Origin of the sequence: Shinella sp. 838 (assembly GCF_029623935.1) — a bacterium.
Lineage (GTDB): Bacteria > Pseudomonadota > Alphaproteobacteria > Rhizobiales > Rhizobiaceae > Shinella.
Map to the genome: position 1 here is coordinate 389440 of NZ_JARSBQ010000003.1, position 20078 is coordinate 409517.

Below are 20078 nucleotides of genomic sequence, written 5' to 3' on the forward strand. Positions count from 1 at the left end.
CCTATTGAAGGAAAGAACCCGGCGAGCGCCACCCGGGCGCGCCCTGCGGCAATCCGCCGGATCGTCCCCGTCGCCACCGATGGCAGGCGATCTGCGCAGCCACGGTGAAACCGACCCGCAGTTTCACGATGCCTATATGGAAAGGAACAAGACAATGACCAAAACCTTGAGCACGACCTTTGTAACCGCCCTCCTCGCCGCATCCGTTTACGGCAGCACCGCAGCGCTCGCAGGCGGTGACGGTGATTACTATCGTAGCGTCGACCGCGACCAGGCGCAGAGCCAGACCATCGACCCCGTCACCACGCAGAGCGTCGGCAACGGCGAAGCAGCGTCCGCGTCGATCGAGGTAGCCGTCGGCCCGGCCAAGGGCGACTACTACAAGGGCCTTGACCGGGACGACCGCTGAACGCCGATCGTGTGACAACCAGACCACCTCCCAAGACTGATCAAGGAATGAAACGATGAGCAAGTCTCTCACCACAACCTTCGCCGTCTCGTTGCTCGCAGCCTCGCTGTTCGGCGGCTCGGCCGCCCTTGCCGGCGGCAGCTACTACGAAGGCACCTGGCCCAGCGCCAAGCAAGACCGGATGATCGAAGCCAAGCGCCAGGCCCGCATGGCAAACGGCTACGTCTATCCCCGGACGGAAACCACAACCCGCCGGGTCGGTCCCGCCAACGGCGACTACTATCCTGGCCTCGACCGTACAGCGGTCGCCAACTAGCGAAGAGAGTTCTCCCAACCGCCGCCAAGGCTCCCGGTTCCGCCCCCGGGAGCTTTGTTCGTTTTTGGCCAAGGCAGCGCCGGCCGAAATGCCGCACGCGGGCGATTGTCGCGGTGCGGCAACGTGGGCGGAGGGGCAGAATTGACCTTTGCCTGTTTTGGACCACATTCTTTTCTGCGACCGCGGCCTGTCGAGGCCCGCGCCAGCCTTACGAAAGGACGTGGCCAATGTTCGAATCGTTGGACGCAACACTGCTCGCCCGATTCCAGTTTGCCTTTACGGTGTCGTTCCACATCATCTTCCCCGCCTTCTCGATCGGTCTGGCGAGCTATCTCGCCGTGCTGGAAGGGCTGTGGCTCTGGACGAAGGACGAGGTCTATTTCACGCTCTTCAATTTCTGGAAGACGATCTTCGCGCTCGCCTTCGGCATGGGCGTCGTCTCCGGCATCGTCATGTCCTACCAGTTCGGCACGAACTGGAGCGTCTTTTCCGACAAGGCGGGGCCGGTCATCGGCCCGCTGATGGGCTATGAGGTGCTGACCGCCTTCTTCCTGGAGGCTGGCTTCCTCGGCGTCATGCTGTTCGGCCTCAACCGCGTCGGCCCGAAACTGCACTTCTTCGCCACGCTCATGGTTGCCGTTGGCACACTGATCTCGGCCACCTGGATCCTCGCCGCCAATTCCTGGATGCAGACGCCGGCTGGCTTTTCCATCAACGACGCCGGCCAGTTCGTGCCGGTCGACTGGTGGGCGGTAATCTTCAACCCGTCCTTCCCCTATCGCCTCGTGCACATGGTGCTGGCTGCCTATCTCACCACGGCCTTCGTGGTCGGTGGTGTCGGCGCGTACCATCTCCTGCGCGGCGATGCGCCGAAGCGTGCGAGGAAGATGTTCTCCATGGCGATGTGGATGGCGGCCATCGTCGCACCGATCCAGATCTTCGCGGGCGACATGCATGGCCTCAACACGCTGGAGCATCAGCCGGCCAAGGTCATGGCGATGGAGGGGCACTACCAGAGCCATCCCGACGGTGCGCCGCTCATTCTGTTCGGCATTCCGAATTCGGCCGAACAGCGCGTCGATTACGCCATCGAGATCCCGAAACTGTCGAGCCTCATCCTGAAGCATGACCTCAATGCACCGCTTGCCGGGCTCGATACGATACCGAAGGAGCTGCAGCCGCCGGTCGCTATCGTCTTCTGGTCCTTCCGCATCATGGTCGCCATCGGCTTTGCCATGCTGGGTATAGGGCTGTGGTCGTTGTGGTGTCGGTGGCGCGGGACGCTCGGCGAGAACCGCTGGCTGCACCGCGCCGCCGTCCTGATGGGCCCCGCCGGCTTCCTCGCCGTTCTGGCCGGCTGGGTAACGACGGAGGTCGGCCGCCAGCCCTATACCGTCTACGGCCATCTCCTCACCGCCAATTCCGTCGCGCCCATCGATGCGCCGGCCGTCGCCACTTCGTTGATCGCGTTCATTGTGGTCTATTTCCTCGTCTTCGGCGCCGGCACCTTCTACATCCTGCGCCTGATGGGCCGCCTGCCGCGCGACCCCATGCCGGATCTTGCGGAAGGTCCTCTCCGTTCGGCCGGCATCACGCCCGCCGCCGCCGTCGCCACCAAGTCCGGGAGCCATCACCATGGCCATTGATCTTCCCTTCATCTGGGCAGCCATCATCGCCTTCGCGGTGCTCGCCTATGTCATCCTCGACGGCTTCGATCTCGGCGTCGGCATCCTCTTTCCCTTCTTCAAGGAGAAACACGATCGCGACGTGATGATGAATTCCGTCGCGCCCGTTTGGGACGGCAACGAGACCTGGCTGGTGCTGGGCGGTGGCGGACTGATGGCCGTCTTCCCGCTTGCCTATGCCACCATCCTGCCGGCGCTCTACATGCCGCTGCTCCTCATGGTGCTCGGCCTCATCTTCCGCGGCGTCGCTTTCGAATATCGCTGGCGCACCCGGCGCGGCGAATTCCTCTGGGATATCGCCTTTTCCGGCGGCTCCATGGTTGCCGCCTTCACGCAAGGGGTGGCGCTCGGCGCCCTGGTACAGGGCATTCCGGTGGAAAACCGTGCCTATGTCGGCGGCTGGTGGAACTGGCTGACGCCTTTCTCCGTTGCCACGGGGTTTGCGCTCCTCGTCGGCTACGCGTTGCTCGGCGCCACCTGGCTGGTGATGAAGACGCGTGGTCCGCTTGCCGAGCGTGCCCGCGGCTACGCCCTGAAGGCCGGTATCGGCACGCTCTTGGCCATGGGGGTCTTCAGCCTGTGGACGCCTTTCCTGGAGCCGCTCTATTTCGACCGCTGGTTCCACTGGCCGACGCTTCTCTTCAGCCTGCTGGTGCCGCTGCTCGTGCTCGGTTGCTTTGCTTTGCTGGTCCAGGGCCTCAGGACGGAGCACGATTCGCGGCCCTTCATTGCCGCGCTCGGCCTTTTTGTTCTCGGCTTCGCCGGTATCGGCATCAGCTTTTATCCCTACATCGTGCCGACCTCACTGACGATCTGGCAGGCCGCCGCACCGGAGGAGAGCCTTGCCTTCCTGCTGGTCGGCGCGTTGGTGCTCATTCCCATGATCCTTGGCTACACCGCCTATGCCTATTGGGTCTTCCGCGGCAAGGTCGATCCCGAGGAGGGTTACCACTGATGACGGAGGGCTCGACCGGCCGTAAACTGCTCTGGTTCGTCGGCCTCTGGGCGGGCGGCGTGCTGGCGGTGACGATCCTTGGCTTTGCCATCAAGCTTGCCATCGGCACGTAGCCGGCTCTCGAAAACGCCCCGCATGGCCGAGGAAAAACAACGGCTCACGTTACGTAAAAGCGTCCAGCCTCACGCCAGCTTGCTTGCCTAGGTTCCGCCTCGGCCAGCATGCAGGCCCGCAAGTGGAAGACAGGACCGCACCCTCCTTCCGCTTAACCCCCGGGCCTGCATGTGGCCTTGCGTCTCAGGAGACGCTGCCGGCTTCCCCCCCAAACATTCCTCTGCTATCGGGGTCCCGACAAGGGAGACCGCAATGGCGAAGACGGCCGCAGACTGCACGACGATGGCGGACATCCGGGAAAACATCGATCGGGTCGACCGGGCGCTCATGGCGCTCTTTGCCGAGCGCTGGAGCTTCATCGGCCGGGCGGCCGAGATCAAGGCCGGGCTCGACATCCCCGCGGACGTGCCGGAGCGTGTCCGGGAAGTGCGCGACAACGCGCACCGCAATGCCGAGGCCCTTGGCCTCGACGGTGCCTTTTACGAAGAGATCTGGGCGCGGCTTATCGACCGCGCCATCGCCCACGAAAAGGCGCTGCTCGGCGAAAAATAGCCGTCAGATCTGGTTGCGCTTGCCGAGGTGCTCTTCCCAGTCGAGCGCTGTGCGCACGATGAAGCCGAGATTGTCATGCTCCGGCGTCCAGCCCAATTCCCGCATCGCAACGGAGGGGTTGGCGACGATCAGCACCGCATCGCCCGGCCGGCGGGGGGCGAAGCGCACCGGAAAGTCCCTGCCGGAAACGGTTTTCACCTGTTCCAGCACTTCCAGCACGGAGAAGCCGCGGCCATAACCGCAATTGGCGACGATCGAACCACCGCCTGCCCGCATGCGCTGAAGTGCCTTCAGATGCGCATTGGCGAGGTCGCTGACGTGGATATAGTCGCGCACGCAGGTGCCGTCAGGCGTCGGATAGTCGGTGCCGAAGACATCCATGCCGGCGCGCTTGCCGAGGGCCGCCTCGCTCGCCACCTTGATGAGATGCGTGGCTCCTGCCGTCGACTGGCCGGTGCGTCCACGCGGATCTGCGCCGGCGACGTTGAAGTAGCGCAGCGCCGTATAGGTGAAGTCGTGCGCGGCGGCCGTGTCGCGCAGCATGATCTCGGTCATCAGCTTGGACGAACCATAGGGCGATTCCGGTCGCAGCGCCGCGCTTTCCAGCACCGGTTCCGTGCCGTCGGGCGTGCCGTAGACGGCGGCGGTGGAGGAGAAGACGAAATGCGGGATCTTCGCCGTGACGGCCGCGGCGATCAGCGCCCGTGACTTGGCCGTGTTGTTGTCGTAGTAGGAGAGGGGATCGGCAACCGATTCCGGCACGATGATCGACCCGGCAAAATGGATGATCGCGTCGATGCTGTTTTCGGAGAAGATCTGCGCCAGCAGCGCGGCATCGGCGAGGTCGCCCTCGTAGAAGCGCGCCTCGGGCGCCACGGCCCAGCGGAAGCCGGTCGAGAGCCGGTCGAGCACAACGACCTCCTCGCCGGCATCGATGAGCGCCCAGACCATGTGGCTGCCGATGTAACCCGCACCGCCCGTAACCAGAACCGCCATGTCATTCCCCGAATCGACTGAATTGCCGGCATATCACCCTGCCGGCCGGCAAGACGCAACCGCAATTGCGGCGCATTTGCGGGGCGCTCCTGCCCAACACAAGGAAGACCATCATGTCCGATCGCTTCATCGTACTTTCCGGCTGTTCCGGCGGAGGGAAGTCCACGCTTCTGGAAGAGCTTCGCCGGCGCGGCCACACCGTTGTCGAGGAGCCCGGCCGCCGTATCGTGCAGGCGGAGCTGGCGGGTGGCGGTACTGCCTTGCCCTGGCTGGATCTCGCCGCCTTTGCCAGGCGGGCCATTGCGATGGCGCTCGCCGATCGGGCGGCAATGCAGCACCATCCCGGCTTCGTCTTCTTCGATCGTGGCTTGATCGATGCGGCCGTCGCTCTCGATGCGGAGGGTGGGGAGCCGGTTCTGCCTGCGCTGGCCGCGGCGCATCGCTACAACAGGCAGGTCTTCCTCACGCCGCCCTGGCCGGAAATCTACGCCGCCGATCCGGAGCGCCGCCATGATCTTGCGGCCGCGCTTGCCGAATACGCGCGGTTGGAAAAGGCCTATCCCGCGCTCGGCTACGAGGTCGCGGTCGTACCGAAAATGCCGGTGGCCGAGCGCGCTGATTTCGTGCTCGGCCGTCTTTGATCTCCGTCAGCGCGCGGCGATGTAGCGGGCAAGCCGGTCGGCCGCCTCCGCGACCTGCCCGGGATCGCGCAGGAAACAGGCGCGCATGAAGAGTTCGCCGCCCGGCCCGAAAGCCGTGCCCGGTGCAAGCCCGACATTGGTGCGGTCGACGATGTCGAGCGCGGCATGGCGCGAATCCGTCACGCCATCGATCTTCAGGAAGGCATAGAGCGCCCCGTCCGGCTTCAGGGTCTCGACGCGGTTGGTGGCGATCAGCGCGTCACAGAAGACGTCGCGGTTCTTCGTGGCCTTGTCGATATTCGCCTGCACGAAGGCATCGCCCTCGTCGAGCGCCACGATGGCGCCCTGCTGCAGGAACTGCGGCACGCCCGAGGTGGAATACTGGATGAGGTTTTCCAGCACCTGGCCGATTTCGGGCGGGGCGACGATCCAGCCGACGCGCCAGCCGGTCATCGACCAGTTCTTGGAGAAGGAATTGACGAAGACGACCTTGTCGCCGTCCTCCATCACGTCGAGGAGGGAGGGCGCCCGGCCGCCGGCATAGTGGTACAGCGCATAAATCTCGTCGGCCATGATCCAGAGGCCATGGCGCCGTGCGATAGCCAGCAGGCTGGCAAGGTCATCGCGCGTCGCCGTCCAGCCGGTCGGATTGGAGGGTGTGTTGACGAACAGAACGCGGGTCTTCGAGGTGATCGCCGCCTCCACGCGTTCAAGGTCGATCTGCCAGCGCCCGCCGGCAAAGGCGAGCGGAACGGCGATGGGATTGGCGCCCGAAAGCTCGGCTGCCGCGGCGAAATTCGGCCAGGCTGGTGTCAGGTAGACCATGTCGTCGCCCGGCGAGACGAGCGCCTCGATCGCCAGCTTGATCGCCTGCATGCCCGAGCCGACGACATAGAAATGCTCGGCCGGCAACGCCGCACCGAAGCGCCGGGCATAGTAGCGCGAAAGGGCGGCGCGCAGCTCCGGAATTCCGCGCTGCCAGGTGTAGAAGGTCTCGCCGCGCAGCAGCGCCTCGGCCGCGGGCCGGGCAATGAAGTCCGGCGTCGGCAGGTCCCCTTCGCCAACCCAGAGCGGGATCAGCCCGTCACGCCCGCGCGCATAGTTGACCACTTCGACGATCCCGCTTTCCGGGGCGCGGAGCGAGCGCGGGCTGAGGCTTTCGATGAGGGACATGGAAGATCACTCCGGCAGGATTGGAACACGTTTCACGATGACGACGCGGCCCAAGACCTAGCCGGTTTCTGCCCGTCATTCACGCCAGTTTCGCTGACATACCCATCGAAATCGGTGATGGAAGAGTGCGGATTTTGTGCCGCTGGCTGACGTTCAGGCTCCTGTCAGGCGCACGGCCGATCCTGCTGCCACGATTGGCAGGGAAGGCAGGCATGAAGCGGTTCTTGAAGTGGGTTGCGCTTACCTATGGCGCGGCGGGCGTCGTGCTCGGCATCTATCTCGTGGCGATCCAGCTCACCGGCAATTTCGCCACCGTGGTGCCCGGAGAGGTCTACCGCTCGAACCAGCCCACGCCGGCCGAGATCGCAGCCTATGCCGCGCGCTACAAGATCCGAACCATCGTCAACTTGAGGGGGCGGAACGAGCGGGCGGCCTGGTACAGGGACGAGGTCGCCGCAGCCAAGCGTCTCGGCCTCACCCTCATTGATTTCCCCATGCAGGCCGACCGGCGTCTCGACCCCAAGGCGGCGGACGAACTCGCCACGCTCCTAAAGGACGCGCCCCGCCCGATCCTCATCCATTGCCGTTCGGGCTCCGACCGCACGGGCCTCGCCTCCGTCATCTACCTCGCCCGCATCGCCCGGATCGACGAGGAAACCGCCGAACGCCAACTGTCCATCCGCTACGGCCACATCGGCATCCCCTTCCTCTCGCCGACCTACGCGATGGACGAAAGCTGGGAGGAAATGGAAGAAGCAGCGCGCTCGGCCGGCTAGGCCACTGGCTCATAAGTCCGCAGCCATATTCGTAGTGCGTCGAGTTGGATGGATGCCAGGAAGGTGTCGTTGCGTTTGTCGTGTCGGGTTGCAACGGCTCGGAAGTGTTTGATCTTGCTGAAGAAGCGTTCGACGCGGTTGCGTCTGCTATAGAGCACAGCGTCAAAGGCCGGAAAACGCCTTTGCGTCGGCATGGGGCGGATGTTTGCCACCGCACCGCAGGCAGTGAGAGTATCACGTAATGCGTCGCTGTCGTAGGCGCGATTAGCGAGCAGCGTCTGGCCCGCACCGCTCGACCCCTACATGTCAGCCGCCGAGCGCCCGTCATGCGCCTGGCCTTCGGTCAGTTTCACCCGGATCGGACCGACCGAGGGCATTGAAGAGCACATGCATCTTGGTGGTCAGCCCACCGGGTGAATGACCCATGCAATGGGATCGCTCCCTTTTCGAGCCGTTCGCCCATGCCGGTGAGCCCGGATCGAAGAACTGCCGACCACCTGGATGTCGCCGTCGTAAGCCTTTGAGACAGCTTGTAGAATGTGTGTCCAATGACCCGCTCGCCACCAGTGATTGAAGCGATTCACGCAGGTCGGGTACGCGATCAAAAAAGGCATTCCAAACACGTTGCCAAAAATTAGGTTTGGTGCCTCCCTGGCACTGGTCAGCGAGACAGCAACTACGGAAACTCTATCCGGAGGCTAGAAAAGAGGAAATCTGCGAGGTCTTCCCCGGGGTGGACTGGCGGAAAATCCAGTCAGCTGCCCGCTATTACGGTTATTGTCGAAAGAAAAAGCCTTACAAGATCACCGGCATTATCTCGCTCGATGAAAGTCGAAGCCGTTGTTATGATATAGGTTAGGCCATGCGCGACTTCGACGGGGAAGCCGGAACGAAAAGATGCTTTCAAACCCGCGGCTACCGCAGCAAGTATCCGAATTTTGGAGCTATCAATCGAGGCGTAAAGGCGCTCAGGGGACGCCTCGAAATTCGCGGGGATGAGCAACGCGAATTCTCACTAAGCATTTTACGGCCCCCAGCAAAATGCTTCCCCGTGTGGCTAAGCGGCTGGTTGGCTAAACTGACAGCATCCCTCGACCCGCAAGGAGCTGAGGGCTGCTTCAAAGAGGTTTTCCAGTAGCCTGAATAACCTTTCGAAACGTCAGAGATATCCTTCTGCCGCGATTCACTTTCGTATCGTCCACGACATCTGACTTTCGGGCTGGAATTTCATGCGTCCAGTCATATCGGCCGGCTCCCTTCAGCAATATGCCTGAGCGTGGATGGAGCAAAACTGCAAGTGATTTGGAACTGGATCGTTCCCGAAAAATCATCTCGCATTGGGACAAAAGGCTTATCGAAATGATCGTGTCATCGAAACACGGCACACAATCGACGTGGGCGCTTATGCCTTGACCCGGCAAATACTCATTCGCGATCACTTGATCTGGCAAATCAACGAAATAGCCCCGCGTGACCAATCGTTCTGCAAACGTTTCAAGCCATGGAGGTAGCTTACCTAGATAAGCGTCTGCCGAAACGGCACGCGCTCTATAGTCATAGAGATAGCCAAAATGCCGCACGCGGCGCTTAAGCGTATTGCTCCATTCTCCGGCGTCGAGCTGATCTTTGATTGCCTCCTCCTCCTCTCGGGAAAGGAATTCGGGAATGTATGTGGCACCCGGAGGCAGGGTCGCCGCATCTAAGGCGTGATCCATTTGCGGCCAATCCTCTCCTTTAACCGAAACACGTAGGTCACAAATTCGTCGCTCTCGTCGACGGCTCCAACGCCGTCGTCCTTCGTCTTTACATGCGAGTAACCGGCACAGTCCGAAAAGTGGAACGGATACGCTGCTAGCACGCCTGCGCTAAAACTGTGCGAACGCATGACCGTGGCAGGCATGCCGGGCCTTGAAGGGAAAGAGCAATTTTGCGGGGTGTGCTAGACGTGTGCTAGCGTATTTCCAGCACATGCAGGCTCAAAGAGCTTTTCTAAAATTCAATGATTTTAAGGGCTTAATGGTGCCCGGAGGCGGATTTGAACCACCGACACGCGGATTTTCAATCCGCTGCTCTACCAACTGAGCTATCCGGGCATCTGGTTGGATTTCACTTGGAAATCCGTGGGGCGCTTGGTTTCGCCCCGGAAGCGAGCGGGGTTATAGCATCTTGCAAAAATGTGTCCAGCCCTCTCGGGTGTTTTTTGCGGGAAAAATGGCTGGCTTTGCAAGCTGTGGAAAAGATTGTGTTTTCAGCGTGTGACAGGAGCGTCACATATCGTCCTCGTCGGCTTTCGTTTCGTCGTCGGCGACGGGAATGGCGTAGGAGCCGGAGAGCCAGCGGTTGAGATCGACGTCGCGGCAGCGGTTCGAGCAGAAGGGATAGTGCTCGCGCGCCGAAGGGCGCTTGCAGATCGGGCAGGGTACGGCCTTGCGCAAGGGGGCGACGGTGGCCGTCGGTTTTTCGCTCTCGTTCACCACGTCAGGCGTCCGTCCAGCCGGCATGCACGTCGAAGCCTTCGCCGGATAGCAGGGCGAGGGTTTCGTACAGCGGCAGGCCGACCACGTTGGTGTAGGAGCCAGCCAGCTTGACGACGAAGCTGCCGGCAATGCCTTGGATGGCGTAGCCGCCTGCCTTGCCGCGCCATTGGCCGGAGGCGAGATAGGCCTCGATGTCGGTGGTCGAGAGCCGCTTGAAGCGGACCTTCGTGTCGATGACCTTCTGGCGCACGGTCCGGTCCGGTGTGACGAGGCACACGCCGGTGAAGACACGGTGGCTGCGGCCGGAGAGCAGGTGCAGGGCGCTGGAGGCCTCGTCGATCATCTCCGTCTTCGGCAGGATGCGCCGGCCGACGGAGACGACCGTATCGGCCGCCAGGATATAGCTGCCGACAAAGGCGGGATCACCCTTGATGGCAGCGAGCGCCGCCTGTGCCTTGCCCGTGGAGAGCCGGCGCGCCAGCGAGCGGGGATGCTCGGAGCGCTTCGGCGTCTCGTCGATGTCCATGGGCATCAGGCGTGCGGGTTCAATGCCCGCCTGCGCGAGAAGTTCGACGCGGCGCGGCGAGCCGGATGCCAGGATGAGCGTGTCGGTCTGCGCCATGGGATCTCCGGGGTGCGCCGGTTTCAGCTCTCGGGCTGCAGGCCGGGCAGAGGCGCGGCCGCACATCCCGTTGGGAGGAGCTTACTTGAAACGATAGGTGATGCGGCCCTTGGTGAGGTCATAGGGCGTCATCTCGACCAGTACCTTGTCGCCGGCGAGAACGCGGATGCGGTTCTTGCGCATGCGGCCTGCGGTGTGCGCGATGATCTCATGCTCGTTTTCGAGCTTGACGCGGAAGGTGGCGTTCGGGAGCAGTTCCGTCACGACGCCGGGAAATTCGAGGACTTCTTCTTTTGCCATCTTTGAGCGATATTCCTGTAGGGTGGATTCGGGGAGGCCGGATGCCCGCCTCGAAAAAGTTGCCGGAAACTACACAATCCCCAGTGCTTTGTGAACACCGAAGCGCCGGCTTTCTGCATTTGCCGGAAACAGGGCAGCTATGCGCCTAGCCAGGGGCCTTCAAACGCTTCTCTATCAGCATCTTCAGGAACTCGCGAACCTCGCGGTAGGAGCTGAGAATCTGCTCGCGGGTGCCGGTCGCCACTGTCGGATCGGGCGTCGGCCAGTACATGACGTCGACGGCCATGGAGCGGGTGAGCTCGAGCGCGGCGTGGTGCGCTTCCGGGGCGAGCGTCACGATGAGGTCGAAATAATCGTCCTCAAGTTCGTCGAGCGAGTGCGGCGCATGGCGGCCGAGCGAGAGGCCCACTTCGCCGAGCACGGCATCGACGAACGGATCGCGTTCGCCGGGACGCACGCCGGCCGAGGCGACATAGGTGCCAGGCAGCACGCTGCGGGCGATCGTCTCGGCCATCGGCGAGCGCACCGCATTCATGCGGCACATGAAGAGTATCGAACGGGGCGTTCGCGACCGGGCTTCCTGTGGTGCCGGGAAGACGCCCTCCATCCACTCACCCGCGCCAGTAGAGAACGCAGACGAGCGTGAAAAGCCGGCGCGCGGTATCGAAGTCGAAGCGGATCTTTCCCGAAAGCCGGTCCATCAGCGTCTGCGAGCCCTCGTTGTGGATACCGCGCCGGCCCATGTCGATCGCCTCGATCTGGCTGGGCGTTGCCGAGCGGATCGCCTGGTAGTAGCTCTCGCAGATCAGGAAATAGTCCTTCACGATGCGCCGGAAGGGCGTCAGCGAGAGGATATGGGTGGCCACGGCCTCGCCCGCTTCGGTGCGGATGGCGAAGACCAGCTTGGAATCGAGCAGCGAGATGTTGAGGCGGTAGGGGCCGCCCGCATGGCCGATCGGCTCGAACGAATTCTCCTCGATAAGGTCGAAGATGGCAACGGCACGCTCGTGCTCCACATCCGGCGTGGCGCGGCCGATCGTGTCGTCCAGCACCACGTCGCAGAGGCGGAAGCTGCCCTTTTGGCCCATGCCCTATGTCTCCAGGTTGAGCCGGATGGCGACGGAACGGGCATGCGCGCCGAGCCCTTCGGCCTCGGCAAGCGTGACGGCGGCAGGGCCGAGGGCCCGCAGCTGGTCGGCGCCGAGCCGGAGGATCGAGGTCCGCTTCATGTAGTCGAGCACCGAGAGGCCGGAGGAGAAGCGCGCGGACCGGGCTGTCGGCAGCACATGGTTCGAGCCGCCGACATAGTCGCCGATGACCTCGGGCGTGTGGCGGCCGACGAAGATGGCGCCGGCATTGCGGATTTTGGACATTAGCGCGTCGGGATCGGCGGTGGCGATCTCCAGGTGCTCGGCCGCGATGCGGTTGGCGAGCGGCACGGCCCTGGCAAGGTCCGGCACGAGGATGATGGCGCCGAAATCCCGCCAGCTCGCGGCGGCGGTCTCGGCACGCTTCAGCGTCTTCAACTGCCGCTCGACGGCGGCCTCGACCGCGTCGGCAAGCACCACGCTGTCGGTGACGAGGATCGATTGCGCGCCGACATCGTGTTCGGCCTGGGCGAGAAGGTCGGCGGCGAGCCAGTCCGGATCGTTGTCGCCATCGGCAATGACGAGCACTTCGGAGGGACCGGCGATCATGTCGATGCCGACCGTGCCGAAGACCTGGCGCTTGGCGGCGGCGACGAAGGCGTTGCCCGGTCCGGTGATCTTGGCGACAGGGGCGATCGTCTGCGTGCCGTAGGCAAGGGCCGCGACAGCCTGCGCGCCGCCGATGCGATAGATCTCGTCGATGCCGGCGATGCGCGCGGCGGCGAGCACCGCCGGGTTGATCTCGCCGTCCTTCGCCGGCACGACCATGACGAGGCGCGGCACGCCGGCGACCTTGGCCGGTACGGCATTCATCAGCACGGAACTCGGATAGCTCGCGGTGCCGCCCGGCACGTAGAGGCCGACGGCGTCGATTGCCGTCCAGCGCGAGCCGAGGCCGACGCCGATGTCATCCTCGTAGATGTCGTCCTTCGGCCGCTGGCGGGCATGGTGTTTTTCGATACGCTGGGCGGCAAGCTCGAGCGCGGCGATGATCTTCGGATCGACCGCGTCATAGGCCGTCTCGATCTCCTCCAGCGAGACGCGCATGGAGGTGACGGAAAAATCGAGGCCGTCGAATTTCTTCGAATAGTCGGCCAGCGCCGCGTCGCCGCGGGCGCGCACGTCCTCGATGATCGTGCGCACGACGGCATTGACGTCTTCGGAGACCTCGCGCTTGGTGGTCAGGAAGGCAGCGAACCGGCTTTCGAAATCACTGCTCTGGTAGTCAAGTCTGATCGCCAAGTCGTCCGTCCTGTCGTCTTCCGGCCAAAGCGCCGGCAAAAATCCTTCAAACCGCCGGATGGCGGGGCTTCAAGCTGGTTTCCCATGCCCCGCCGGTATCTGCAAGCTGAACTTCGACGCATTCCACATCGAGCGCGATGGAGGCGCTGCCGGAGAGTACGAGTTCCAGCGTGCCGTCCGGGCCTTCGCCCTTCTGGGTGAAATTCACGGCGAGCAGGGAGAAGACGGCGTCCTGGTCCTTGCGGTCTATACCGAGCGAGCGCACGGCGTTGACACGCTTGAAGGCGACGACGGCACGGCGGCGCTCGAAGGCCTTGCCGCGGCCGGCCGCCTTTTCCCAGACGAAGCGGTTGACGGCGACGGAAAAGATGCCGTGGCGGGCGTCATAGGAGAGGCCGTCGGTCTTGAAGACGGCGTCCTGCAGATGGGTGGAAACGACGGAAAGGTCTTCCGTATCGAGAGCGAGCAGTTTCAGGCTGTCCATGGTGCGTCCTTCAGGGGCAATCCGGCGAAGGGGCGGGAAAGCGCCTTCGCAAGCGGCATTGCGGAAAATGCTTGGGAACGCCGCGGTTTGCAGCATCCCGGTCTTTCCCACGAGATAGGACGGCGCGCGGCAGACTGCAACGCCTGCCGCGCAAGGAAGATCAGTCGCTGACGCGTTCGACGACGGCGCCGCAACGGGTGAGCTTTTCCTCGAGCCGCTCGAAACCGCGGTCGAGGTGGTAGACGCGCGAGACCATGGTCTCGCCTTCGGCGGCAAGGCCGGCGATGACCAGCGAGACCGAGGCACGCAGGTCCGTTGCCATGACCGGGGCGCCGCGCAGCCGCTCGACGCCTTCGATCTTGGCCGTCTGGCCGGAGAGCGAGATCTTCGCGCCGAGGCGGGCCAGCTCCTGCACATGCATGAAGCGGTTCTCGAAGATCGTCTCGGTGATGTGCGAAATGCCGCTCGACTTGGTCATCAGGCCCATGAACTGTGCCTGCAGATCTGTCGGGAAGCCCGGGAAGGGATCGGTGACCACGTCGACCGGCTTGATGCCACCGCCATTGCGCACGATGCGGATGCCGCTTTCCGTCGAGGTGATCTCGGCGCCGGACCGGCGGATCGCTTCGAGTGCGGTATCGAGCAGCGCAGCATCGGTGCCTTCGAGCGTCACGTCACCGCCCGTCATGGCGACCGCCATGGCATAGGTGCCGGTCTCGATGCGGTCGGGCAGCACGCGGTGGCGCGCGCCGGAAAGCTGGGTGACGCCCTCGATGGTGATCGTCGCGGTGCCTGCACCGGATATCTTGGCGCCCATGGCGTTGAGGCACTTGGCGAGGTCCTGCACTTCCGGCTCGCGGGCGGCATTGCCGATGACCGTCGTGCCCTTGGCGAGCGTCGCCGCCATCATCAGGACGTGCGTCGCACCGACGGAGACCTTCGGGAAGGTGTAGCGCGCACCGATAAGACCGCCGTCCGGCGCCGTCGCCTCGATGTAGCCGCCGTCGATCTCGATCTTCGCGCCAAGCGCGGCAAGCGCCTCGATGAAGAGGTCGACCGGGCGCGTGCCGATGGCGCAGCCGCCCGGCAGCGAGACGCGGGCCTTGCCTTCGCGGGCAAGCAGCGGGCCGATGACCCAGAAGGAGGCGCGCATCTTCGAGACGAGCTCGTAGGGCGCCGTGGTGTCGACGATGTTGCGCGAGGTGAAGTGGATCGTGCGCGAATAGCCTTCGCCCTGGCGCTCGCGGCGGCCATTGACGGAAATGTCGGCGCCGTGGTTGCCGAGGATGCGGATGAGCTGCTCGACGTCGGCAAGGTGCGGCACGTTTTCCAACGTCAGCGTGTCGTCGGTGAGAAGCGAGGCGATCATCAGCGGCAGCGCGGCATTCTTGGCGCCGGAAATCGGGATGGTGCCCCGAAGTTCGTTGCCGCCTACAATTCGGATACGATCCATGTGCGATTACGGGCCGGGCCCGCCTTTCTCAAAGAATTTCGGCTTTCGGAGATGGCGGCCTCTTTAGAGCATCACGATCGAAAAATGAAGACCATGCCGGCTGCCCGCCCTTTTGCGCGCGCCGGTTGGAAAACCACCCCCGTCGTCTTCGGCTGAAGACATGCCCGACTAACCGTCCGATTCGTCTTTTTTTGCGGCAGGATTGCCTCCGGGAAGTCCGGTCGTTTCGTCCGCCGCGCCGGCCCGGCGGGCGCGCGCCTGCTGTTTTCGCCGCTGGAGATTGTCGCGCAACGTCTTGGCCAGCCGCTCCGCGCGAATCTCCGCTTCGGTCCTGATCTTCCCGCTTTTTGTCTCGTCTTTGCCGTTCATCTCCGTCCTCATATCGAAATCCATCCCGGCAAAAAAGCACCGCCATCACCAGATTTGTTGCAACAATCGCGAAATCGCCGCTTGCACTGCCGGATGACCTATGGCAATAGGCCCTCGCTCACGCGGAACAGACCTTCGTTTCGCCGGATGCTGCTATAGCTCAGGGGTAGAGCACTCCCTTGGTAAGGGAGAGGCCGAGAGTTCAAATCTCTCTAGCAGCACCATTCTTTCTCCTTCCCGTCGTCCCATTTTCCAAAGCGCTCGCCGCCGCCGTCTTCTTGCGCGTGTGTCCCGGTGGTTCGCCGACGACGCGTTTGAAGGCACGGGCGAAGGCGGCCTGCGAGCCGAAGCCGAGGCGGCGGGCGGCGGTGTCGATCGAGAGCTTGTCGCGGCGGAACCATTGCTCGGCAAGGCGCATGCGCAGGGCAAGGACGTAGCGTTGCGGCGTGACGCCCGTCACCTCGACGAAGCGTTTTGCGAAGACCGAGCGGGAGCTGCCCATTTCCCCGGCCATGTCGGCAAGCGTCCAGTTCCTGCCGGGCTCGCGGTGCAAGGCCGCGATGACGCGGCCGAGGCGCGGGTCGCGCAGCGCCTCGATCCAGCCCGTCGCATCGCCGCAGCCGCACTCCACCCAGCCACGCACGATGGACGCGGCGATCACGTCGGCAAGGCGCGCGAGGATGCCGGCCGAGCCCACACGCTCCTCCCCCATTTCCCGTTCCATGGCATCGAGCAGCGGCATCAGTTCGGGCTGCCGACCGATCAGCGCGCCGACCGACATGATCGGCGGCATGAGGCCGACCAGCGGGTGCAACGTGTCGAGTTCGAACTCCATGCGGCCGGTGAAGATCAGCGTATCGTTTTCCCGGTCGGCGGTCTTGATGCAGGCCTCCACCGCTGCCACATCGGCGCAGAGCGGCTTTCGCGTGTAACTTTCGTAGTCACGGATCTGGACGTGCGATCCGGTGACGATCTCGTGCACTTCGCCGCGCGGCAGAAGCACGGCATCACCGCAGGCGAGTTCGCGCCCGACCGCGCCCGGCGCGCGCAGCAGGACCTTGCCGCGGGCGACGAAATGGAAGCGGGCTTCCGGCCCCGCCGGAAAGCGGATGCCGAAGGGTGGGCTGAGCTGGAGCCGGCCGTAGCTGGCACCGCGCAGGCGCATGCCCATCAGGAGTTCGCTGACGGGATCATGCTTGTTTTTTTGAAGGCCGGACGATTGATCAAACATTGCGGATAAAATGACATTGTGCGTCTTGCGTTTCAACCCACCTTTTGCAGCACGCACTGCAACAGGAAAGGGATGTCAGATGACGGATGCAACAATCGCAGCGCCGCAAAGCGACGCGGACGCGCGGCCGGCCTGGGGGGCCGTGATATCAATGACGTTCGGCGTGTTCGGGCTGGTGGGGGCGGAGTTCCTCCCCGCAAGCCTGCTGACGCCGATGGCGGCAGATCTCCGGATTTCCGAGGGCATGGCCGGCCAGGCGGTGACGGCGACGGCGGCGGTCGCGCTGGTGACGAGCCTGCTGATCACGGTGGTGACGCGCAGGATCGACCGGCGGCTCGTGCTGCTTGGCCTTTCTGTCCTCCTGATCTTCTCGAACCTCCTGGTGGCGATGGCGTCCAACCTCGCCATGCTGCTGGCTGGGCGGGTGCTGCTCGGCATGGCGCTAGGCGGTTTCTGGACGCTTTCGGCGGCCACCATGATGCGGCTGGTGCCGGAGGCCGTCGTACCGAAGGCCTTGTCGGTCATGTTCCTCGGCGTTTCGGCAGCCACGGTCTTCGCGGCGCCCGTCGGCAGCTATGTCGGTGATATCGTCGGCTGGCGGAATGTCTTTCTGGGCGCTGCCGTACTCGGCGCGTTGGCGCTCGTCGTGCAGCTTGCGACGCTGCCTTCGCTTCCGCCGCGCGGTCATTCGCGCTTCGGCACGCTCGTCGAGGTCTTGGCACGGCCGGGCGTCGGCTTCGCAATGTTCGCGATCCTGCTCGTCTTCACCGGTCATTTTGCCTTCTTTACCTATATCAGGCCGTTCCTTGAAACGGTGACCGGTCTCGGTGTCGAGGGTTTCTCGGCTGTTCTCCTCGGCTTCGGCATTGCCACCTTCTTCGGCAACTATCTTGGCGCCGTGCTGCTGGAGCGCTCCATGCGCTTCACGTTGACGATCATGCCCGTCGTGATGGGGGTGCTCGCTCTCTCGCTCTCCACCTTCGGCGGCAGCCTTGCCGGCGATGCGGCCATGGTCGCCCTCTGGGGCCTAGCCTTCGTTGCCGTGCCGGTCGCCTGGTCGACGTGGATCACCCGCGCAGTGCCGGATGAGGCCGAGAGCGCAGGCGGCCTCTTCGTCGCCGCCATCAACTTCGCCATCGCCACCGGCGCCGCCGCAGGCGGAGCCTTGTTCGATGCAAGCGGCGTGACGAGCGTCTTCGTGGCCAGCGGCGCTGTTCTGTTGCTGGCAGCACTCACCATCGTCTCGGCTGTGCGCACCCGGCCGGCCTGACAGGAAGGGATGGCGGCGGTCTCGCTCGCCATCCCCTTATTTTCGTTTGCGCACGCCTGTCTCTACCCTGTTCCCCGTCATGCTTTTCGGTCTAGAACTCCTGTCGAGGTTTTCAGGAGGAGCGGCGCGTGACGGTGACGGCAGGAGATTTTTCGCAAGGGACTTTTGTCGGGCGCATCTGGCGGCCGGATGTGCAGGGTCCGGCGATCGTGGTGCTGCAGGACGGCAGGCTGCGCGACATCACGTCTTCCGAGATTCCCACCATGCAGGCCCTGCTGGAGAAAGACGATCCGGCCGCTGTTGCCCATGCCGCGCCCGGTGAGAACCTCGGTGCGCTCGACGCGGTGCTGGAGAACTCCATCGAGGGTGCCGGCAATTTCTCCCGGCCCCATCTGCTCGCACCCTGCGACCTCCAGGCGGTCAAGGCTTGCGGGGTCACCTTCGCCCGCTCGATGATCGAGCGTGTGATCGAGGAGAAGGCGGCGGGCAATCCGGCGCTGGCGGAGAAGGTGCGCGGCCGTGTCATCGCCATCATCGGCGACAGCCTGCGCGACCTGAAGGCGGGCTCGGAGGCAGCGGCAAAGGTCAAGGCGGCGCTGATCGAGGAAGGCGTCTGGTCGCAATATCTCGAAGTCGGGATCGGGCCGGATGCCGAGGTCTTCACCAAGGCGCCGGTTCTGGCCGCCGTCGGCTGGGGCGCCTCGGTCGGGCTGCACCCGATCTCCAAGTGGAACAATCCGGAGCCGGAAATCGTGCTTGCTGTCGACAGCCGGGGTCGCGTCAAGGGTGCGACGCTCGGCAACGACGTGAACCTGCGTGACGTCGAAGGGCGCTCGGCGCTGCTGCTCGGCAAGGCGAAGGACAACAATGCCTCCGCCGCCATTGGCCCGTTCATCCGCCTCTTCGATGCGACCTATTCGATCGATGACGTGCGCAAGGCCGATCTCGACCTCCTGATCGAGGGCGAGGACGGGTTTGTCCTGAAGGGGCGCAGCACGATGCGCGAGATCAGCCGCGATCCTCTCGATCTCGTCGCCCAGACGATCGGCAAGCACCATCAATATCCCGACGGTTTCCTGCTGTTCATGGGCACGCTTTTCGCGCCCGTCGAGGACCGCGACACGCCTGGCCAGGGTTTTACCCACAAGACCGGCGACCGGGTGACGATCTCCAATGCCGAGCTCGGCGCCCTCACCAACACGGTGCGCCTTTCCACCGAATGCCCGCCCTGGACCTTCGGCATCACGGCGCTGATGCGCAACCTCTCTACCCGTGGGCTCCTGTGAGATGGGCGAAAGCGGCATGGACGAGACGAGCCGCAAGATCCTGCGGCTGCTGCAGAGCGAGCCGGAGCTCACGGTCGCCGAGATCGGCGAGCGCGTCGGCCTCAGCCACACGCCCTGCTGGCGGCGCATCAAGGAGATGGAACGGCAGGGCATCATCCGCGGCCGCATCGTCGCCGTCGATCCGAAGCGTGTCGGATTCGAGGTGTCGGTGTTCTGCTTCGTGCGGCTGAAGCAGCACGACGAGGCGACGCTGCTGGAATTCGAGAAGGCGGTGAAGCACATGCCCGAGGTCGTGCAGTGTTACTCCATGACCGGCGACCACGACTATGTGCTGCGTGTCCTGACGAGCAGCGTGCGCCAGTACGAAGAGATCCTGAAGAAGGCGCTTCTGCGGCTGCCCGGCGTCGGCTTCGTCAATTCCAGCTTCGCGCTCGATGAGCTGAAGAACACGCATCGCGTTCCGATCTGACGGGAAATGAGGATGGCTTTGCGCCGGAGGGCATTCTTTGCGGATGCCATCCTCAAACCGTGATTCTCCACCGCGAAAATAAGGACCCGCTCCTCCCAATCCATGGGTAG

24 protein-coding genes and 2 tRNA genes are annotated in these 20078 nt (G+C 63.9%); 11 read left to right on the plus strand and 15 right to left on the minus strand.

Annotated elements, in window-relative coordinates; translation table 11 throughout:
• Window positions 1–154: 154 nt before the first annotated feature.
• The 5 genes from P9A16_RS13405 to P9A16_RS13425 all read left to right on the plus strand — a co-directional run bounded on the left by P9A16_RS13405 (window position 155) and on the right by P9A16_RS13425 (window position 4031).
• Complete coding sequence (locus P9A16_RS13405; RefSeq protein ID WP_023514983.1) at window positions 155–409, plus strand: hypothetical protein; 255 nt, start codon at window positions 155–157, stop codon at window positions 407–409.
• 55 nt (window positions 410–464) lie between these two features.
• Window positions 465–725: a hypothetical protein gene (locus P9A16_RS13410; RefSeq protein ID WP_023514984.1), complete on the plus strand. Its 261-nt coding sequence runs from the start codon at window positions 465–467 to the stop codon at window positions 723–725.
• A 227-nt stretch (window positions 726–952) separates the two neighbouring features.
• On the plus strand, window positions 953–2371 hold the full coding sequence (locus tag P9A16_RS13415) for a cytochrome ubiquinol oxidase subunit I (protein ID WP_024270189.1): 1419 nt from the start codon (window positions 953–955) through the stop codon (window positions 2369–2371).
• Window positions 2361–3365, plus strand: coding sequence for a cytochrome d ubiquinol oxidase subunit II (cydB, locus tag P9A16_RS13420; protein WP_023515463.1), 1005 nt, complete (start codon window positions 2361–2363; stop codon window positions 3363–3365). Before P9A16_RS13415 ends, cydB begins: the two co-directional genes overlap by 11 nt.
• Before the next feature lie 366 nt (window positions 3366–3731).
• On the plus strand, window positions 3732–4031 hold the full coding sequence (locus tag P9A16_RS13425) for a chorismate mutase family protein (RefSeq protein ID WP_023515461.1): 300 nt from the start codon (window positions 3732–3734) through the stop codon (window positions 4029–4031).
• Window positions 4032–4034: 3 nt separating this feature from the next.
• Here P9A16_RS13425 and galE read toward each other — a convergent pair whose 3' ends face one another.
• Entirely contained in the window at window positions 4035–5027 is a 993-nt protein-coding gene (gene galE, locus P9A16_RS13430; protein ID WP_023515460.1) for a UDP-glucose 4-epimerase GalE, read from the minus strand.
• 113 nt (window positions 5028–5140) lie between these two features.
• Between galE and P9A16_RS13435 the strand changes: the two genes are divergently transcribed.
• Window positions 5141–5668: an AAA family ATPase gene (locus tag P9A16_RS13435; protein ID WP_023515459.1), complete on the plus strand. Its 528-nt coding sequence runs from the start codon at window positions 5141–5143 to the stop codon at window positions 5666–5668.
• Between the two features lie 6 nt (window positions 5669–5674).
• Here P9A16_RS13435 and P9A16_RS13440 read toward each other — a convergent pair whose 3' ends face one another.
• Entirely contained in the window at window positions 5675–6841 is a 1167-nt protein-coding gene (locus P9A16_RS13440; protein ID WP_023515458.1) for a pyridoxal phosphate-dependent aminotransferase, read from the minus strand.
• A gap of 212 nt (window positions 6842–7053) precedes the next feature.
• On the opposite strand from P9A16_RS13440, the gene P9A16_RS13445 reads away from it, so the two are divergent.
• Window positions 7054–7617, plus strand: a complete 564-nt coding sequence (locus P9A16_RS13445; protein ID WP_023515457.1) for a dual specificity protein phosphatase family protein — start codon at window positions 7054–7056, stop codon at window positions 7615–7617.
• Here P9A16_RS13445 and P9A16_RS35780 read toward each other — a convergent pair.
• The 12 genes from P9A16_RS35780 to P9A16_RS13500 form a co-directional block, all read right to left on the minus strand.
• Window positions 7614–7892 carry a transposase gene (locus P9A16_RS35780; protein WP_081870528.1) on the minus strand — a complete coding sequence of 93 codons (279 nt, stop codon included), beginning with the start codon at window positions 7890–7892 and terminating at the stop codon, window positions 7614–7616. The two genes, P9A16_RS13445 and P9A16_RS35780, sit on opposite strands and share 4 nt — an antisense overlap.
• 843 nt (window positions 7893–8735) lie before the next feature.
• Window positions 8736–9332 carry an alpha-ketoglutarate-dependent dioxygenase AlkB gene (locus P9A16_RS13450; protein ID WP_023517598.1) on the minus strand — a complete coding sequence of 199 codons (597 nt, stop codon included), beginning with the start codon at window positions 9330–9332 and terminating at the stop codon, window positions 8736–8738.
• A gap of 302 nt (window positions 9333–9634) precedes the next feature.
• A tRNA-Phe gene (locus P9A16_RS13455) sits at window positions 9635–9710 on the minus strand.
• 174 nt (window positions 9711–9884) lie between these two features.
• On the minus strand, window positions 9885–10091 hold the full coding sequence (gene yacG / locus P9A16_RS13460; RefSeq protein WP_037405847.1) for a DNA gyrase inhibitor YacG: 207 nt from the start codon (window positions 10089–10091) through the stop codon (window positions 9885–9887).
• A gap of 4 nt (window positions 10092–10095) precedes the next feature.
• Complete coding sequence (locus P9A16_RS13465) at window positions 10096–10716, minus strand: Maf-like protein (protein ID WP_023514852.1); 621 nt, start codon at window positions 10714–10716, stop codon at window positions 10096–10098.
• Window positions 10717–10797: 81 nt separating this feature from the next.
• On the minus strand, window positions 10798–11016 hold the full coding sequence (gene infA, locus P9A16_RS13470; RefSeq protein WP_004435948.1) for a translation initiation factor IF-1: 219 nt from the start codon (window positions 11014–11016) through the stop codon (window positions 10798–10800).
• 145 nt (window positions 11017–11161) lie between these two features.
• The gene (locus P9A16_RS13475) at window positions 11162–11623 is read right to left on the minus strand and encodes an arsenate-mycothiol transferase ArsC (RefSeq protein WP_037405840.1); all 462 of its coding nucleotides are present in this window, start codon (window positions 11621–11623) and stop codon (window positions 11162–11164) included.
• Between the two features lie 4 nt (window positions 11624–11627).
• Complete coding sequence (locus tag P9A16_RS13480; RefSeq protein WP_023514850.1) at window positions 11628–12104, minus strand: UPF0262 family protein; 477 nt, start codon at window positions 12102–12104, stop codon at window positions 11628–11630.
• Between the two features lie 3 nt (window positions 12105–12107).
• Window positions 12108–13406: a histidinol dehydrogenase gene (gene hisD, locus P9A16_RS13485; protein WP_023514849.1), complete on the minus strand. Its 1299-nt coding sequence runs from the start codon at window positions 13404–13406 to the stop codon at window positions 12108–12110.
• A 46-nt stretch (window positions 13407–13452) separates the two neighbouring features.
• Complete coding sequence (locus P9A16_RS13490) at window positions 13453–13890, minus strand: DUF2948 family protein (protein WP_023514848.1); 438 nt, start codon at window positions 13888–13890, stop codon at window positions 13453–13455.
• Window positions 13891–14050: 160 nt separating this feature from the next.
• Window positions 14051–15343 (minus strand): UDP-N-acetylglucosamine 1-carboxyvinyltransferase, encoded by a 1293-nt coding sequence (gene murA / locus P9A16_RS13495; RefSeq protein ID WP_023514847.1) that lies wholly within the window; start codon window positions 15341–15343, stop codon window positions 14051–14053.
• Between the two features lie 168 nt (window positions 15344–15511).
• Window positions 15512–15712, minus strand: a complete 201-nt coding sequence (locus P9A16_RS13500) for a hypothetical protein (RefSeq protein ID WP_023514846.1) — start codon at window positions 15710–15712, stop codon at window positions 15512–15514.
• A 149-nt stretch (window positions 15713–15861) separates the two neighbouring features.
• Here P9A16_RS13500 and P9A16_RS13505 point away from each other — a divergent pair.
• Window positions 15862–15936, plus strand: a tRNA-Thr gene (locus P9A16_RS13505).
• On the opposite strand, the gene P9A16_RS13510 is transcribed toward P9A16_RS13505, so the two are convergent.
• The gene (locus P9A16_RS13510; protein WP_051758603.1) at window positions 15915–16943 is read right to left on the minus strand and encodes an AraC family transcriptional regulator; all 1029 of its coding nucleotides are present in this window, start codon (window positions 16941–16943) and stop codon (window positions 15915–15917) included. The two genes, P9A16_RS13505 and P9A16_RS13510, sit on opposite strands and share 22 nt — an antisense overlap.
• 79 nt (window positions 16944–17022) lie before the next feature.
• Here P9A16_RS13510 and P9A16_RS13515 point away from each other — a divergent pair, with 79 nt between their 5' ends.
• From P9A16_RS13515 to P9A16_RS13525, 3 genes are all read left to right on the plus strand, one after another.
• Window positions 17023–18213, plus strand: coding sequence for an MFS transporter (locus tag P9A16_RS13515; RefSeq protein ID WP_278025728.1), 1191 nt, complete (start codon window positions 17023–17025; stop codon window positions 18211–18213).
• Between the two features lie 128 nt (window positions 18214–18341).
• On the plus strand, window positions 18342–19499 hold the full coding sequence (locus tag P9A16_RS13520; protein WP_023514844.1) for a fumarylacetoacetate hydrolase family protein: 1158 nt from the start codon (window positions 18342–18344) through the stop codon (window positions 19497–19499).
• A 16-nt stretch (window positions 19500–19515) separates the two neighbouring features.
• Entirely contained in the window at window positions 19516–19968 is a 453-nt protein-coding gene (locus tag P9A16_RS13525; protein ID WP_024270192.1) for an Lrp/AsnC family transcriptional regulator, read from the plus strand.
• Window positions 19969–20078: the final 110 nt, after the last annotated feature.